General features: G+C 54.7%; 13 protein-coding genes. 4 read left to right on the top strand and 9 right to left on the bottom strand.

The features are described from left to right. Positions 1–284: 284 nt before the first annotated feature. The 9 genes from LC073_RS03375 to gshB form a co-directional block, all read right to left on the bottom strand. On the bottom strand, positions 285–1325 hold the full coding sequence (locus LC073_RS03375) for an alpha/beta fold hydrolase (protein WP_226643498.1): 1041 nt from the start codon (positions 1323–1325) through the stop codon (positions 285–287). A 93-nt stretch (positions 1326–1418) separates the two neighbouring features. Beyond that, the gene (locus LC073_RS03370) at positions 1419–2669 is read right to left on the bottom strand and encodes a heme biosynthesis HemY N-terminal domain-containing protein (RefSeq protein WP_226643497.1); all 1251 of its coding nucleotides are present in this window, start codon (positions 2667–2669) and stop codon (positions 1419–1421) included. Continuing rightward, entirely contained in the window at positions 2666–4033 is a 1368-nt protein-coding gene (locus LC073_RS03365) for a uroporphyrinogen-III C-methyltransferase (protein WP_226643494.1), read from the bottom strand. The genes LC073_RS03370 and LC073_RS03365 overlap by 4 nt, the downstream gene beginning before the upstream one ends. Before the next feature lie 113 nt (positions 4034–4146). Beyond that, positions 4147–4917, bottom strand: coding sequence for a uroporphyrinogen-III synthase (locus tag LC073_RS03360; RefSeq protein WP_226643492.1), 771 nt, complete (start codon positions 4915–4917; stop codon positions 4147–4149). 18 nt (positions 4918–4935) lie between these two features. Beyond that, positions 4936–5853: a hydroxymethylbilane synthase gene (gene hemC, locus LC073_RS03355; RefSeq protein ID WP_226643490.1), complete on the bottom strand. Its 918-nt coding sequence runs from the start codon at positions 5851–5853 to the stop codon at positions 4936–4938. An 89-nt stretch (positions 5854–5942) separates the two neighbouring features. Next, entirely contained in the window at positions 5943–6365 is a 423-nt protein-coding gene (gene ruvX / locus LC073_RS03350) for a Holliday junction resolvase RuvX (RefSeq protein WP_226643488.1), read from the bottom strand. A 58-nt stretch (positions 6366–6423) separates the two neighbouring features. After that, positions 6424–7008 (bottom strand): YqgE/AlgH family protein, encoded by a 585-nt coding sequence (locus LC073_RS03345; protein WP_226643486.1) that lies wholly within the window; start codon positions 7006–7008, stop codon positions 6424–6426. 35 nt (positions 7009–7043) lie between these two features. Further along, positions 7044–7952, bottom strand: a complete 909-nt coding sequence (locus LC073_RS03340; RefSeq protein ID WP_226643484.1) for an energy transducer TonB — start codon at positions 7950–7952, stop codon at positions 7044–7046. Positions 7953–8061: 109 nt separating this feature from the next. Further along, a complete protein-coding gene (gene gshB / locus LC073_RS03335) occupies positions 8062–9018 on the bottom strand; it encodes a glutathione synthase (RefSeq protein ID WP_226643482.1) in 957 nt (318 codons plus the stop codon). Positions 9019–9371: 353 nt separating this feature from the next. Here gshB and pilG point away from each other — a divergent pair, with 353 nt between their 5' ends. From pilG to LC073_RS03315, 4 genes are all read left to right on the top strand, one after another. Next, positions 9372–9767 (top strand): twitching motility response regulator PilG, encoded by a 396-nt coding sequence (gene pilG / locus LC073_RS03330; RefSeq protein ID WP_020413651.1) that lies wholly within the window; start codon positions 9372–9374, stop codon positions 9765–9767. 241 nt (positions 9768–10008) lie between these two features. Next, positions 10009–10371 (top strand): twitching motility response regulator PilH, encoded by a 363-nt coding sequence (pilH, locus tag LC073_RS03325; RefSeq protein WP_226643480.1) that lies wholly within the window; start codon positions 10009–10011, stop codon positions 10369–10371. A 16-nt stretch (positions 10372–10387) separates the two neighbouring features. Beyond that, positions 10388–10927 carry a chemotaxis protein CheW gene (locus tag LC073_RS03320; RefSeq protein ID WP_226643478.1) on the top strand — a complete coding sequence of 180 codons (540 nt, stop codon included), beginning with the start codon at positions 10388–10390 and terminating at the stop codon, positions 10925–10927. 161 nt (positions 10928–11088) lie between these two features. Next, positions 11089–13230 (top strand): methyl-accepting chemotaxis protein, encoded by a 2142-nt coding sequence (locus tag LC073_RS03315; RefSeq protein ID WP_226643471.1) that lies wholly within the window; start codon positions 11089–11091, stop codon positions 13228–13230. The last annotated feature ends 108 nt before the right edge of the window (positions 13231–13338 follow it).

Raw genomic sequence — 13338 nt, 5'->3', positions numbered from 1 at the left:
GTGTTTCTGAATTATCTGGATCAGGTACTGCTTAGTGAATTCTATTTAATAGCCCTCCCTGTACCTGATCCAAATCAGTCGTTTCGTTTTTAGAAAGCTTCTCTTAAATTTTCCTTACTGTATCTCACCTTCAAATCTAACCATGCAAGTCGGGTGTCACTCGTACAAGTCTTAAGAACACTCTTTGTGCAGAGGGTTTGGCTGTAATTTGTGAAAATATATTAATCCTAGCCTTGTGCTTGTTTGAAAGAGGTATGATTAATAGCAGGCTTGCAAAGGTTGAATTAATGAAAAACCGGCTGGGTTTCTTCATTGAGGAATTGGACTAGAGCCTTGAAATAATCATTGAAGGCCTCGAACTGTGGCAAATGTCCGACACCATCGAGCTCTATTAGCTTCGCATTTGGAATTACGGCGGCTGTCTTTTTGCCCAATAGATCGTAACGCCCCAGATTTTTTCTGATAGGTTCAGCGGCGCGGGCACGGCCAACCGCGGTTCGATCCCGCGTACCGATAATCAGGAGAGTGGGTACTTTGAGGTCGGGAAACCCATACAAAACCGGCTGAGTAAATACCATTTCTGAGGTGAGGGCATCAATCTTGGCTATATGTTTGGAATCTGGACCCAGGATCCATCCGGCCTGGATATCCAGTAGTGGGTTATAGGATTCCTGCCATTTCCCATCAAAATAGGTTCTAGACATATAGTTCCTAATCCCTTCCGGCGTTTGTGCCTGTTCCCTGAGTATCGCTTGTTCCAGAGGCTCATAGGGTACGAGGCGTTTCCAATCCTCCAGACCGATAGGATTTATTAAAACGAGCTTCTCTATCATCTCTGGGAACATAAGTGAGAAGCGTGTCGCCAGCATACCTCCCATGGAGTGGCCAACCACAGATACTTGACCCACTTTAAGCCTTTTGAGAAGTGCTTTGGTATCTGCAGCCATACCGTGAAGGTTGTACTGCATTAATGGTTTATCCGATTTGCCGAAGCCGATTTGGTCCGGTGCAATCACCCGGTAACCCTGTTCCGTGAGCGCGACGATGCTGTCTTTCCAGTAGGCGGCGGAAAAATTCTTTCCATGTAGAAGTAGCACCGTGCCTCTGGCAGGTGCAAGCGTGCCTGAGGGGACATCCATATAGGCCATGGCGGCAGGTTGCCCTAATTTGGACAGTCCCAAAGTCTTAACTGGATAGGGATACTCGTAGCCGCTCAGTAACTTATCCTGTGGCTGGATAGGGGGAGCAGCGGCTAGTGTAAAACTCGAAAGTAGAGCCGAAAAGATTATGGTGATAGCTGAGAGGCATTGTGGCGGCAGTGTCATGGAGCGAGCCTCAAAACGGATGCGGAAGCTCACTATGGGCCAAAGAGTGTTAAGGTGAAAGGGCCCAGGCTATCTGGGCCACAAGAAAGCCAATTAGGCATGCACTCCTAGAAGGGGTTTGTCCTGGCTGGGCATGGGTACAGGCGGCAGGTCTGGAACTGCCTGCAACAGTCCCTCCTCAAAGAGGCGTGCGGCTTTGTCTTTTTCACCGAGAGCCTGGAACAGTCGTGCTAATTCCGCGGAGGTCACTGGATCCTGACGCAGTAACAGGCTTTTCTCAAAATATTGCTGTGCTTTGCCCCAAAGCTCATTGCGCATGCTCAGGCGTCCGAGACAGGTGAGTAGGTCGGCGCTCTCACCGTATTCCTTTAGCCAGCCCTCTGCGGCGGAGAGCTGTGCAGCGGCATCTGCTCCTGTGAGGCGGCCATACAGGCTGGCCAGCTTGGGAGCCCACTCGCGGTTAAGCAACCAACGCAGGTGCTTTTCTGCTTCGATGTCATCGCCACTTTGATGCAACAGGTGAGCGTAGAGGCTGCGGAGTTCCACGTTGCGCTGCCAGCGGCCATTCAGGCCGTGCCAGATACTGTGTAGCCTCTCTCTATCGTTGCGATTTGCGGCTTCGTTGAGTTGATGTTCGTAGACTTCCCGCTCCAGTTTTTGCAGGTCTTCCTCGGGCATATTGGCGCTTTTTTCCAACTCAGGTAGCAGCTCCCTCAAACTGCTCCAGTCACCCAGAGAGTAGTAGGCCTGTTTGAGCATTTGCAGCAGGGCCGGATGCTTGGGCTCCAGCTGCTTAGCCCGCTTGAGACTGGCGATACACTGTTCGTAGTGCTTGTCCTGCAGCTGCATGCGGGCCTGGCTCAAGGCCACTGCCAGGCGGGTGTCTTCGCCACAGGCCTCAGCTTTTGCCAGTAACTCGTTGGCTTCCTCGCGAAACCCTAGTTCGTGAGCACTGCGTGCGGCGGCGAGGTAATTAATCAGCGGCGCTTCTGAGCGTGGTGCGCTTTTCAGGAGTTGCCGACGCGCTCGAGACCAGTTGCCCTCCATAAACTCTACCAGGCCACTGGTAAGGCGTCGGCGGGCGACTCTTTGGCGGCCGAAGCGCAGGCGATCGACGCTGCCGCGTACAGCGCGAAACAGGCTGCGGGCTATCCAGGTGAGAACAAATATGGCGAGTAACAGGGCAACGAGTGCGACTATCGCGAACCAAAGGTTCATCTCATAACCTTTATTCAACTCACCGCCGAAGCCGATCACCAGATACCCCGGATAATTCTGGTTGATCTGCGGCAGCAGAGCGCCGAGAAGGAGCAGGGCAACGGCGGCAAAAAGGACTTTCCTCACTGGGTGACCTCCTCCATAGTGCCGGCATCAAGCCCGGAGGTTTTGTGAAGCCGCTCAATATAATTGTACAGGGCGACTTGTGAGGCACTTAGGTCTGGCATTTGGACTTGAATGGGCTGTTCACTGAGTTCCGCCAATTGCTGTGCCAGTGCGTTACGCTGGGCATTGGCAGTGCCATAGGTCAGGAGCAACTCGCGGGCACTTTTCAGGGCGTCTTTGTAAACGGTTGAGTCGCCGCGCAATAGGGCCAACTGTGCCTGCTCCATGTTAAGACGCAAAGTTTGGCGAAAGCGGGTTTCGCTTTGTGGGGAGAGCATTACCGGGTTGATATCGCCGTCAATAGGGCGAATAGAGTCGCGCAGGAAGGTGGTAAAATGCTGCCAACTGCGCTCCCACGTGGATTGGTTTTCCTGAGCCGGCTCCGCTTTTGCCGTCTCTTTTTGAGGCTGGGCCATATCGAACTGTGGCTGGATTGAGGCGTGAATCAACTGTTCTTCCAGGGCGCGCAGGCGCAAGTAGAGCCCTTCCCGGTCGATATTTTCCACCAATTTTAGAGCGGTAATATCCCGTGCCAGTTGTTGGCGCACTCCGTACAGGTCTGGAAGGTTTACCTGGCGCAAAATGGTATCGACCTTTTCGACTAGACCCAGGGCGGCGCGGCTATTGTCTTCCAACATCAGGCGCTGATTGGCCATACGCAACAAATAGTCGGCCTCTGCCAGCTGCCAGTCCTCACGGCTCACGTTTCCCAGCTCGCTGAGGCGGTTGCCCTGTGCGGTGAGGCTGCGCTGCATGCCCGCCAGTTGTTGTTGCAGCTGTGCGATAGTGCGGGCTTGCAACTGAATTTGATTGCGTAGAGCGGTATCTGTCTGCTGAAGCTGATCCAATTGCTGGCTTTGTGGAGAGGGTGCTGGGACTTCTGCTTGCCGGGATTCTCCAGGGCGGGACTCGGCTGTCGGTGCTGGGACCGTCGAAGTAGCTGGGGTAGTTTCTTCTGTGGCTTGGCTAGGGGTATCTGGCCTTGCAGAAATATTTGATGTTGTTATTTCGCTTTGGGGCTCGGCTTTCTCAGTGGGTACAGTCTGTTTGGAGGGGAAAAAGTCGAGCTGAGTAATACGATTACGCAACTGGGGCCAGCTGTACCAGGCAAAAGCGATCAGGGCGATGAGCAACAGGATAAAGACCAGCCACCACCAGTGGCCGCCGCTCTTTTTAGGCCTAGCCTCCATAGGAGTCTTATCGTTTTTGCCCTGTGCTGCCTTGGCAAAATTGCTCTTGCTCTCCCCTTTGGCCAGTGTGTCGGAAGTGAGTTCGTTGGCCGGGGAGGCGGAGTTATCCTTGGATTTTTCGTTGGTCATGGGCATGGAGCGCAGCTGGTAATTGTCGTCGGATTATAGCGAGTGGCGCCGGCCATAATAGCGCGGGTGGCTTCGTTTTGAGATTTTTAACCCAACCGGGCTGAGAATTCGAGAGTAATTCAGTCTAGCGCCTTGAGTAATGCCTCTAGCATAGCGCTGTCTCCGGCATTTAGGGCAGTGTAGGTTTGGATAAAGCCTAATGTCCGGGCCTGTTCTGCGACTCGCGTACTGGGGCAGATAAGGGCAGTCCGTAGTAGTCGTGTGCAATTTGAGCGCTCTATACAAGCGTGTAGGTTCGCAAGTGTCTCGCCACTATGGACGGTGATGGCATCCGGAGTAAAAGCATACTCGGCTAAATCTGTCGGGGCGTTTGCGGGTAGAGACCTGCGGTAGAGTTCACAGTAATCCACACGCGCACCGCGAGCGCGCAGTGTGTCGCCAATCAGAGTGCGTCCACCTGCGCCGCGAAAAATCAGCACCCGATGCCCGGAAATTTCTTGTAGGGCGGGCAGGGCGAGCAGGTCTTCAGAATTCATGTGCTCGCCACCATGTTCGCAGGAAATACCGCGTGCCAGCAGGGCCTTTGCCGTGGCCGCACCAATGGCGAAATAGCGCGGCCCCTGGGGTAACTGAGGCCAGTAATCTTCCAGCCAGTCGACGGCGTAGCGAACGGCATTCTGGGAGACGAAAATGGCGAAGCCCACTTGGTCGAAATCGAGAATGCGTTTTTTAATGGCCTGCTGAGCAGCCCCCTCTGTGAGGGGATCAATCGCCAACATGGGAATACTGTTAACCGCCGCACCCTCGGCACGCAATAGCGAATCCCAGGTGTTGGCTTGGTGTGCGGGGCGTGTGGTCAATATTCGCTTGTTATACAGGCTTTTGGCCATAATTGATCTGTCCTAGGCTCAAATCGCGGCGAGGATTTTCTCAGCCCCCTGTTCCAGTAATTGTTCTGCGAGTTGAATTCCCAGTGCTTCACCATCTTTTGCCGCACCGCGGATTTCGGCGCGGATCATGGTGGTGCCATCGGGGCTGCCGACCAGGCCGCGCAACCACAGAGTGTCGTCTTCCAGTTCGGCATAGCAGCCGATGGGAACCTGGCAGCCGCCGTTAAGACGCTTGACCAGCGCCCGCTCAGCACTGAGGCGTGCGGCGGTTTCACGGCAGTGCAGGGGGAGTAACAGGGCTTCCAGCTCGCTGTTCTTGCGGGATTCGATACCGACGGCGCCCTGGCCTCCGGCGGGTAGCAATACCGTGGAAGGCAAAAAGCTGCGGATGCGCTCGCGCATTTCCAAACGCAGCAGGCCGGCGGCTGCAAGAATAATGGCGTCGTATTCTCCCGCGTCCAGTTTGGCTAGGCGGGTGTTCACGTTACCGCGCAGGAACTTGACTTCAAGATCGGGCCGGTGAGCAAGAAGCTGGCACTGGCGGCGTAGACTCGAGGTGCCTACCACCGCGCCTTGGGGCAGTGCTTCAAAACTGGCAAACTGGTTGCTAACGAAGGCATCGCGCGGATCTTCTCGCTCACAAATAACCGGCAGGTAGAGGCCTTCGGGAAATTCCATCGGCACATCTTTCATGGAATGCACGGCGATATCCGCGCGCCCTTCCAGCATGGCCACTTCCAACTCTTTCACAAAGAGCCCCTTGCCGCCCACCTTGGTCAAGGGAATATCCAGCACCTGGTCACCCCGGCTTGTCATTGGCAGCAGTTCCACCTCTAACTCGGGGTGTTCCTGCTGAAGGCGGTCCTTGACGAAATTGGCCTGCCAGAGAGCCAGGGCGCTTTCGCGGGTGGCGATACGGATGCGGGAAATGGGCATAGGGTTCGGTCACTCGGTTGTATGGGCGGACAATTCTATCAGAGCGCTGGCAGCTGTGGCTCAGATTGCACAGGCATCGGGAGCGAATATCAGGCGCGTGCGCGCAGCCAGTCCTCGAGGATGATGCGCGCGGCGATGGAATCCACGGGGTTATCGGCATAGTTACCGCGGTGACCGCGCTCCGCGGCCTCTTCCTTTGCCGCGCGGGTGCTGAGACGTTCATCAATCATTTCCACCGGCAACCCGGTGCGCCCGTGCAGGCGTTGACCGAATTTACGGGCACGCGCGCCGAATTCACTTTCACTGCCGTCCATATTCAGCGGTAGACCCACGAGCAAATATTGCGGCCGCCATTCATCGATCAGTTGCTGCACCTTGTCCCAGTCCGGCTTGCCGTCCTTTGCTGGCAGCGGCGGTAGCTCTTTGGCGCTGGCGGTCAGACTCTGCCCATAGGCGAGACCGATGGAACGAGTGCCAAAATCGAAGGCGAGGGCGGTAATGGGTTTGTTCATCAGGGGAAACATCCGGTTCTGGAAAATCAATCTCGAAGCGGATGATAACCGGGATAGGCTAAGCGTGTCCGGCCTGTGAGCCGAGCCCTGAGAGGTCGATACCGTGGCGTGCCGCGGCGCTCTGCCAGCGTTTTTCCACTGGGGTGGCAAAAAGAATTTCGGGTTCCGCCGGCAGAGTCAGCCAGGCGTTTTCCGCCAGTTCCTGTTCCAGCTGTCCCGGCCCCCAGCCGGCGTAGCCCAGGGCCAGCAAAACATCGTCGGGGCCGTGCCCAGAGGCGAGGGATTCGAGAATGTCTTTGGATGCGGTGAGGCTAATCTCCAAATTGATCTCGGTGGTCGAGTCGAATTGTACGCCGGCACCGTGCAGAACGAAGCCCTGTTCCGGGGAGATGGGGCCGCCTAACAAGACCGGTTCTTCACCCCTCTGGCTGGAATCCTGCAGCGACAGTTGCTCGAAAACTTCTCTCCAGTGCACCTTACTGGGGGCGTTGATCACTATGCCCATAGCGCCTTCCTGGCTGTGCTCAACGATCAGGGCGATGCTGTGCTTGAAGCGCGGATCCTCCATACCGGGCATGGCCAGTAGGAATTGGCCGCGCAAGCTGCCGAGGGTCAGGTCGCTGTCAATGTTCGAGTTGGGCATAGTTGGATTCTAGGTCGCTTGCGTGCAAAGCAAGTTTAGCCGCGCTCGGGCAGCTCACCTGCGGTAGTGGAGAACCCGGTCATTTCGAAACGCCAGGTACGAATGATTTCGAGACGGTCGGCCTCTTTGCGAATTTCCGCGGGGAAAGGTGCAAAGGGAGCCGCCAGGCGCACAATCTGTTGGGCGGCATCGTCGAGGATACGCTCACCAGAAGAATCCAGGATGATTACTTCCTCCACGGCGCCTGTGGGCAGTAGACGCACCATCATACGCAGGCTGCCGGTGATTTTCTGTTGCAGGGCCTCCTCGGGAAAGTTGTCACTGCCCACGGCCTCAACTTTTTGGCGCCATTCATGTAGATAGGCGGCATCCGCTGAGGCCTTGGTTGCGACAGAGGTAAGCCTGCGCACCCGCGGACGCTGGGCGATAGTCTGGCGGATCTTGTCCAGGCGTGCCTGAAGACTGGCAATTTTAGGATTGGTCTTGGCCAAGTCATTGGGCGCATCGCCGCGTTTCTCATCGGAAAGCTTTTCTTCGGCGGGCAGTTCTGGAGCCTGCAAAGGACTGTCGCCGATGGTTGTGATCAACTGACGGCGTTGGTCAGCGGGTCGCGCAGCCTGTTGTTGTGGCAGCGGATTGACATCGTGAATTTGCGTATCGGCAAATTCGGCGTGGCGGTTGCTGGATAACTCCTTTGGAGTATCCGCCGTGCCGCTGGCCTGTTGGTTGTGTTGGGCCAGGTAGTCGGCATCCTCCGGTGCTTGTGGGGAATTATATTGGGATAGGGTGACTTCCAAAGTTGGTGCTGCCTGTCGTCCTTCTGGCGTAGCAATGGCCACGCCAAAAATCAGAAGTGCGTGAATGGCGCCAGCGAGAAACAGAGAGAACGCAAAACGCTCACGCTGTTCCGCATTACTTGGCGTCGTATTGGCGGTGGAATTCATTGTCTGTTATCGGTTACTGCTTTTTTATCGCCGAGCGTTACGCTCGGCTTCCCACCCGGTCCGTTCACTGACAAACAGCCCTGGGAGTCGTTCGAGTTAAAGGCGAAGTCTAACGCTTTTGTGCCAAGCGGTGTGTGATGGCGCTCATTAGTCGCGCACCGATATAAGTGTCGTAGGCTGCATCAATCTCGCGTACGCAAGTTGGGCTGGTGACATTGATTTCCGTTAGGTAATCACCGATGACATCTAGGCCAACAAAAAGTAGCCCTTTTTCTTTTAAGGTGGGGGCGACCTGCTCTACGATCCATCGATCACGATCCGTCAGTGGCCGCGCCTCACCGCGACCACCAGCGGCTAAGTTGCCACGTGTTTCGCCCGCCTCGGGAATTCTGGCCAGGCAGTAGGGCACCGCTACACCATCGACTACCAAAATGCGCTTGTCACCATCTTTGATTTCGGGAATGTAACGCTGCGCCATGATTTGTTGGCGACCGTGTTGAGTGAGCATCTCCAGAATGGCCCCTAAATTGGCGCCGTCGGGTTTGCAGTGGAAAATACCAGCTCCACCCATGCCGTCCAAAGGTTTGAAAATGACATCGTGGTGGGTTTTGTGAAATTCACGCAGGCGCTGCATATCCTTGCTCACCAAAACAGGCGGGCAGCACTGCGGAAAAGTGGTCGCGAAAATTTTCTCATTGCAGTCGCGCAGGGACTGCGGTTTGTTAACCACCAAGGCACCTTCGCGCTCGGCGGCCTCAAGGATGTAAGTGGAATAAATGTACTCATTGTCGAAAGGTGGGTCGACACGCATCAAAATCGTATCGAGTTCACCCAGGGGCATCTCTCTGGCTTCCTCGAGGCTGAACCAGCGCTCGGCATCGTCAAAAACCTTAAGAGGTCTGCCCCTGCCTATGGCGCGGCCATTATCCAAATACAAGTCGCTTTGCTCAAAATAAAACAGCTGGAAACCGCTGTCTTGTGCGGCCTGTAACAGTGCTAGTGTCGTATCTTTCTTAAAATTGATCTGGGCGATGGGGTCCATCACCACACCGAGGGAATAATTCATCTGAGCTTCCGTAGTTGAAGGGATATTTAATCCCACGCCGCGGTGGTTGTGGCTGGTTGAATAATTGCCACTGCCAACTTGTTGGGCTGATAAGGTAAGAGCAGCTTCGCCGAGGTGCAACTTTATTAGTTCTGTCGGCTGGGTTTGGGCGAAAAGTGGTGATTATTTGAACCACAAAGTCGGCGGTGCTTCCGCGCGGCTAGATTCACCTGGGGTTCTGTGATAAAAGTTCCACCCAGTGTGCGATCTTGGCAAAGTGAGACACCCAGGCCCCGCAAGCGGCTCAAAAAAGGGTGCAGATAATAAATTTTCGCGTGCCCGAAAATAAGTAAACAGGGGATTCAAAAAAGACTATGGAGCTTAACTGGGAAAGTCTAACTGTAATGGTGATTGACGACAGTAAGACAATTCGCCGCACCGCCGAGACTCTGCTGCAAAAAGCGGGTTGCACAGTCGTCACCGCGACAGATGGTTTTGATGCGCTGGCGAAAATCGCGGACTCCCGTCCCGATGTCATTTTTGTCGATATCATGATGCCGCGCCTGGATGGCTATCAGACCTGTGCACTGATTAAGAACAACAGCGAATTCCGCTCCACTCCGGTAGTTATGTTGTCGAGCAAGGATGGTTTGTTCGATAAGGCAAAAGGCCGTGTTGTTGGCTGTGATCAATATCTGACAAAGCCGTTTAGTAAAAGCGAATTGCTGGGTGCAATTTCCGCCCATGCAAAACCGCACCACGCAGCCTAAGTGATCACTAACAAAAAGTAAGGTTTTTATTTAGAACCACTATCTTCGCTTTTTGGCGGGGAAGATGATTTAACAGACACACCTCTCATTCCTTCTGCCTGGTAAGGGAGGTTCTGTAGTCTGGCAGTGCATTGGCAGTAAGTGCAGACTTGGCATATGCCATAAAAGATAAATACAAAAAATCGCCAAGCACTGTCATTTATAGCGCAGTTGCCAATTAGAAGAAGTCATGGGGGACATGATGGCAAGAGTACTAATAGTAGATGACTCTCCTACCGAAACACACAAGCTGACCACAATACTCGAAAAAAATGGCCATGTCGTAATCACCGCGCCTAACGGTGAAAACGGGGTGAATGTTGCGCGTACTCAGCGCCCAGACCTGATTTTGATGGATATTGTGATGCCCGGCCTGAATGGTTTTCAGGCTACTCGCCAGCTGAGCAAGGATGGCAGCACAGCGGGGATACCGATTATTATGGTGACCACCAAAGATCAGGATACCGACCGGGTGTGGGGCATGCGCCAGGGTGCAAAAGCTTATCTCACCAAGCCCGTCGATGAGGGCAAATTGTTGAGTGCTATCGAGGAGGTGTTGGCCTGACGGCCAGCTGCTCAACGTGCAGTCACAAACACCCTATCTAGCACTTGTTGATATCGCTCGGCGAGCCAAAGCGCAGGCTGCAGGCCTGCCCGGCCGCCGAGAAATCAAACCCTACTGGACCGGAATCGGTTTTTCTCTACTCGACCACAATTTTGTCGCTTCGATGGATGATGTTGTGGAGTTGCTCGAATTGCCGCAGCACACCTTTATCCCTGGAGTACAGCCCTGGGTAAAAGGCGTTTCCAATGTGCGCGGCCGCCTGTTACCCCTGATTGATCTCGCAGCCTTTTATGGCGGTCATCTCACAGGCCCACGCCAACAGCGTAGGGTCTTGGTGTTAGAGCGGGAAAAAATCTACGTGGGGTTGATTGTCGACAGGTTGCATGGAATGCAGCATTTGGCATTTGAATATGCCCATGAAGCGCCGACAGATTTGCTTGAGCCATTTGCGCCCATGGTGCATGGCCAGTTTATTTTACAAAAGGAACGGTGGTTGGTGTTCGACATGCGGGCTCTGCTCAAAGACCCTCATTTTATGGACGCCGCTGCTCGCTGAAGTCTGATTGGATTTTTCGACATCTCACATTTTTTGAGATGCTGGGGGGACCCACAAGTGGTGCAGGGATGTTCGCACTGGCTGAGGGCCATTGTCATTAAAGCGTTAAATATTAAGTGGTATTAAACTGGCCTCTTGCTTGGGCCCGCTAGGAGTAAACTATGAAAACAGGCTCCCAGAGTTCCTTTTCCGCGTTCCGCAGTAACCCTGCCGCGCTGGGTTTGGGTCTGCTGGTACTCGCCGTACTGGCGGGGCTGATTGTCAGTATCTATTTGGTGCAGACCCGCAGCGATCGCGATAAAGAGTACCTGCAGCAGGTAGCTGAACTGCGCGCACTTTCTTACCAGCTGGTTTCCTATGCACCGGCGGCGACTTCTGGTGATGATGAAGCGTTTGCCGAGCTGGAAAAAGTTTCCGAGCAGATGGCTAACGCCTGGAATCAGTTGCAGGGGATGGATAAGGGCAGTCGCAAGGCACTAGATGCCGAACTCGCCACTTACGGTACTGTTTGGCGCAAGCTGCGCGAGCAGGTCGATACCATTATCAGCAACAAGGAAACTATCGTATTCCTTAACGATATTGCTTCCACCCTGAGTGACTCGCTGCCGGAACTGCAGGCCGAGCACAATAACATCGTGGAAATACTGCTGGCCAATAACGCACCGGCCAATCAGGTAGAGCAGGCTCAGCTACAAGTTTGGCGGGCAGAGCGAATCGGCCGAAACATCGACAAGATGCTGCAGGGTGGTGACGATGCCGAAGCTGCAGCAGATCAGTTTAATACTGATGCCAGCCTCTTCGGTAAAGTGGTAGATGGCATGAAGAGCGGCGATGTGGTGATGGGGATTTCCCGCATTACCGATGAGGAGGCGCGTCGCTCACTCGATGAAATTACTGAATTGTTTGGGTTCGTAAGCACTTCTGTAAGAGACATCTTCGAAGCGACTCCCGCACTGTTTGCTTCGCGTCAGGCCACCAACGGTATTATTGCTTCCTCACCGCAACTGCTTGAAGCTCTGAGCACCCTGAACGACAGAATTGTGAACCTGGCCGATGAGCGCCAGCCCAACAATATGACCATTTCTATTTTGGCCGCAGGGTTTGTGCTGTTGATTTTTGCCATGATGGGAATGGCTTTCTCCGGTACCCGCCGCAGCCTGATGGAGGAAGCCGATACCAACGAGCGCAACCAGCAGGCGATTATGCAGCTGCTGGATGAGCTGGCCGACCTCGCCGACGGTGACCTGACTACCTCGGCAACGGTAACCGAAGCCTTTACCGGTGCGATTGCGGACTCTATCAACTTCACCATCGACCAGCTACGTGTGCTGGTATCTCGAATCAACGGTGCAGCACAGGAAGTATCCGGCCTGTCTCAGGAAACTCAGCAGACAGCCCTGCATCTGGCCGAGGCCTCCGAACATCAGGCCCAGGAGATTGCCGGGGCCTCCGCCGCGGTGAACGAGATGGCGGTCACCATTGACCAGGTATCTGCCAACGCCTCCGAGTCCGCGCAGGTTGCCGAACGCTCGGTACAGATTGCCAGCAATGGTTCCAAGGTGGTGCAAAACACCATCAAGGGCATGGACAATATCCGCGAGCAGATTCAGGACACCTCCAAGCGAATCAAGCGTCTGGGTGAATCCTCCCAGGAGATTGGCGATATCGTGAGCTTGATTAACGACATTGCCGACCAGACCAACATCCTCGCATTGAACGCCGCTATTCAGGCGAGCATGGCTGGTGATGCCGGCCGAGGCTTCGCCGTGGTTGCGGACGAGGTACAGCGACTGGCGGAACGCTCAGCCGCTGCGACCAAGCAGATTGAAGGCCTGGTGAAAGCGATTCAGTCTGACACCAATGAAGCGGTAATTTCTATGGAGCAGACCACCACCGAGGTGGTGCGCGGTGCCCGTTTGGCACAGGACGCCGGTGTTGCTCTGGAGGAGATTGAGAACGTATCCAGCAACCTGGCCTCGTTGATTCAAAACATCTCCAACGCGGCCCGCCAGCAGGCCTCTTCTGCCGGTCATATTTCCAACACCATGAACGTGATTCAGGAAATTACTTCGCAGACCTCTGCCGGTACACAGGCTACTGCCCAGTCCATTGGTAACCTGGCTCAAACCGCCAGCGCGCTGCGCGAATCCGTTGCCGGCTTCAAGCTGCCGCAGGAGGAGGGTGTGGATACCAATAGTGAAATGTACGACGTGGAGTTGCCGGAGATGGATACGGACACTTTCACGCTCGACAGTGAGGAAAGCAATTCCTTGGAGTCCCGTGAAGACCGGGCTCTGGCCTAACCCACAAAATAAAGCCCGGCGCCCTTGCTGGCTGCCGGGTGGAGAGGGCGCACGGAACACTTCCGCAAGACCGCGAACCCTGGCTCGCGCCGGGTAGAGCGCCTGCAT

This window comes from Microbulbifer variabilis, from assembly GCF_020524905.1.
GTDB lineage: Bacteria > Pseudomonadota > Gammaproteobacteria > Pseudomonadales > Cellvibrionaceae > Microbulbifer > Microbulbifer variabilis_A.
This window is presented reverse-complemented; position numbering and strand designations above follow the sequence as displayed.

Bases quoted from the DNA above. Each gene is read 5' to 3' on its own strand.
- LC073_RS03375 (WP_226643498.1), bottom strand. From the start codon at position 1,325: ATGACACTGCCGCCACAATGCCTCTCAGCTATCACCATAATCTTTTCG.
- LC073_RS03365 (WP_226643494.1), bottom strand. From the start codon at position 4,033: ATGCCCATGACCAACGAAAAATCCAAGGATAACTCCGCCTCCCCGGCC.
- LC073_RS03360 (WP_226643492.1), bottom strand. From the start codon at position 4,917: ATGGCCAAAAGCCTGTATAACAAGCGAATATTGACCACACGCCCCGCA.
- hemC (WP_226643490.1), bottom strand. From the start codon at position 5,853: ATGCCCATTTCCCGCATCCGTATCGCCACCCGCGAAAGCGCCCTGGCT.
- ruvX (WP_226643488.1), bottom strand. From the start codon at position 6,365: ATGAACAAACCCATTACCGCCCTCGCCTTCGATTTTGGCACTCGTTCC.
- LC073_RS03345 (WP_226643486.1), bottom strand. From the start codon at position 7,008: ATGCCCAACTCGAACATTGACAGCGACCTGACCCTCGGCAGCTTGCGC.
- LC073_RS03340 (WP_226643484.1), bottom strand. From the start codon at position 7,952: ATGAATTCCACCGCCAATACGACGCCAAGTAATGCGGAACAGCGTGAG.
- gshB (WP_226643482.1), bottom strand. From the start codon at position 9,018: ATGAATTATTCCCTCGGTGTGGTGATGGACCCCATCGCCCAGATCAAT.
- pilG (WP_020413651.1), top strand. From the start codon at position 9,372: ATGGAGCTTAACTGGGAAAGTCTAACTGTAATGGTGATTGACGACAGT.
- pilH (WP_226643480.1), top strand. From the start codon at position 10,009: ATGGCAAGAGTACTAATAGTAGATGACTCTCCTACCGAAACACACAAG.
- LC073_RS03315 (WP_226643471.1), top strand. From the start codon at position 11,089: ATGAAAACAGGCTCCCAGAGTTCCTTTTCCGCGTTCCGCAGTAACCCT.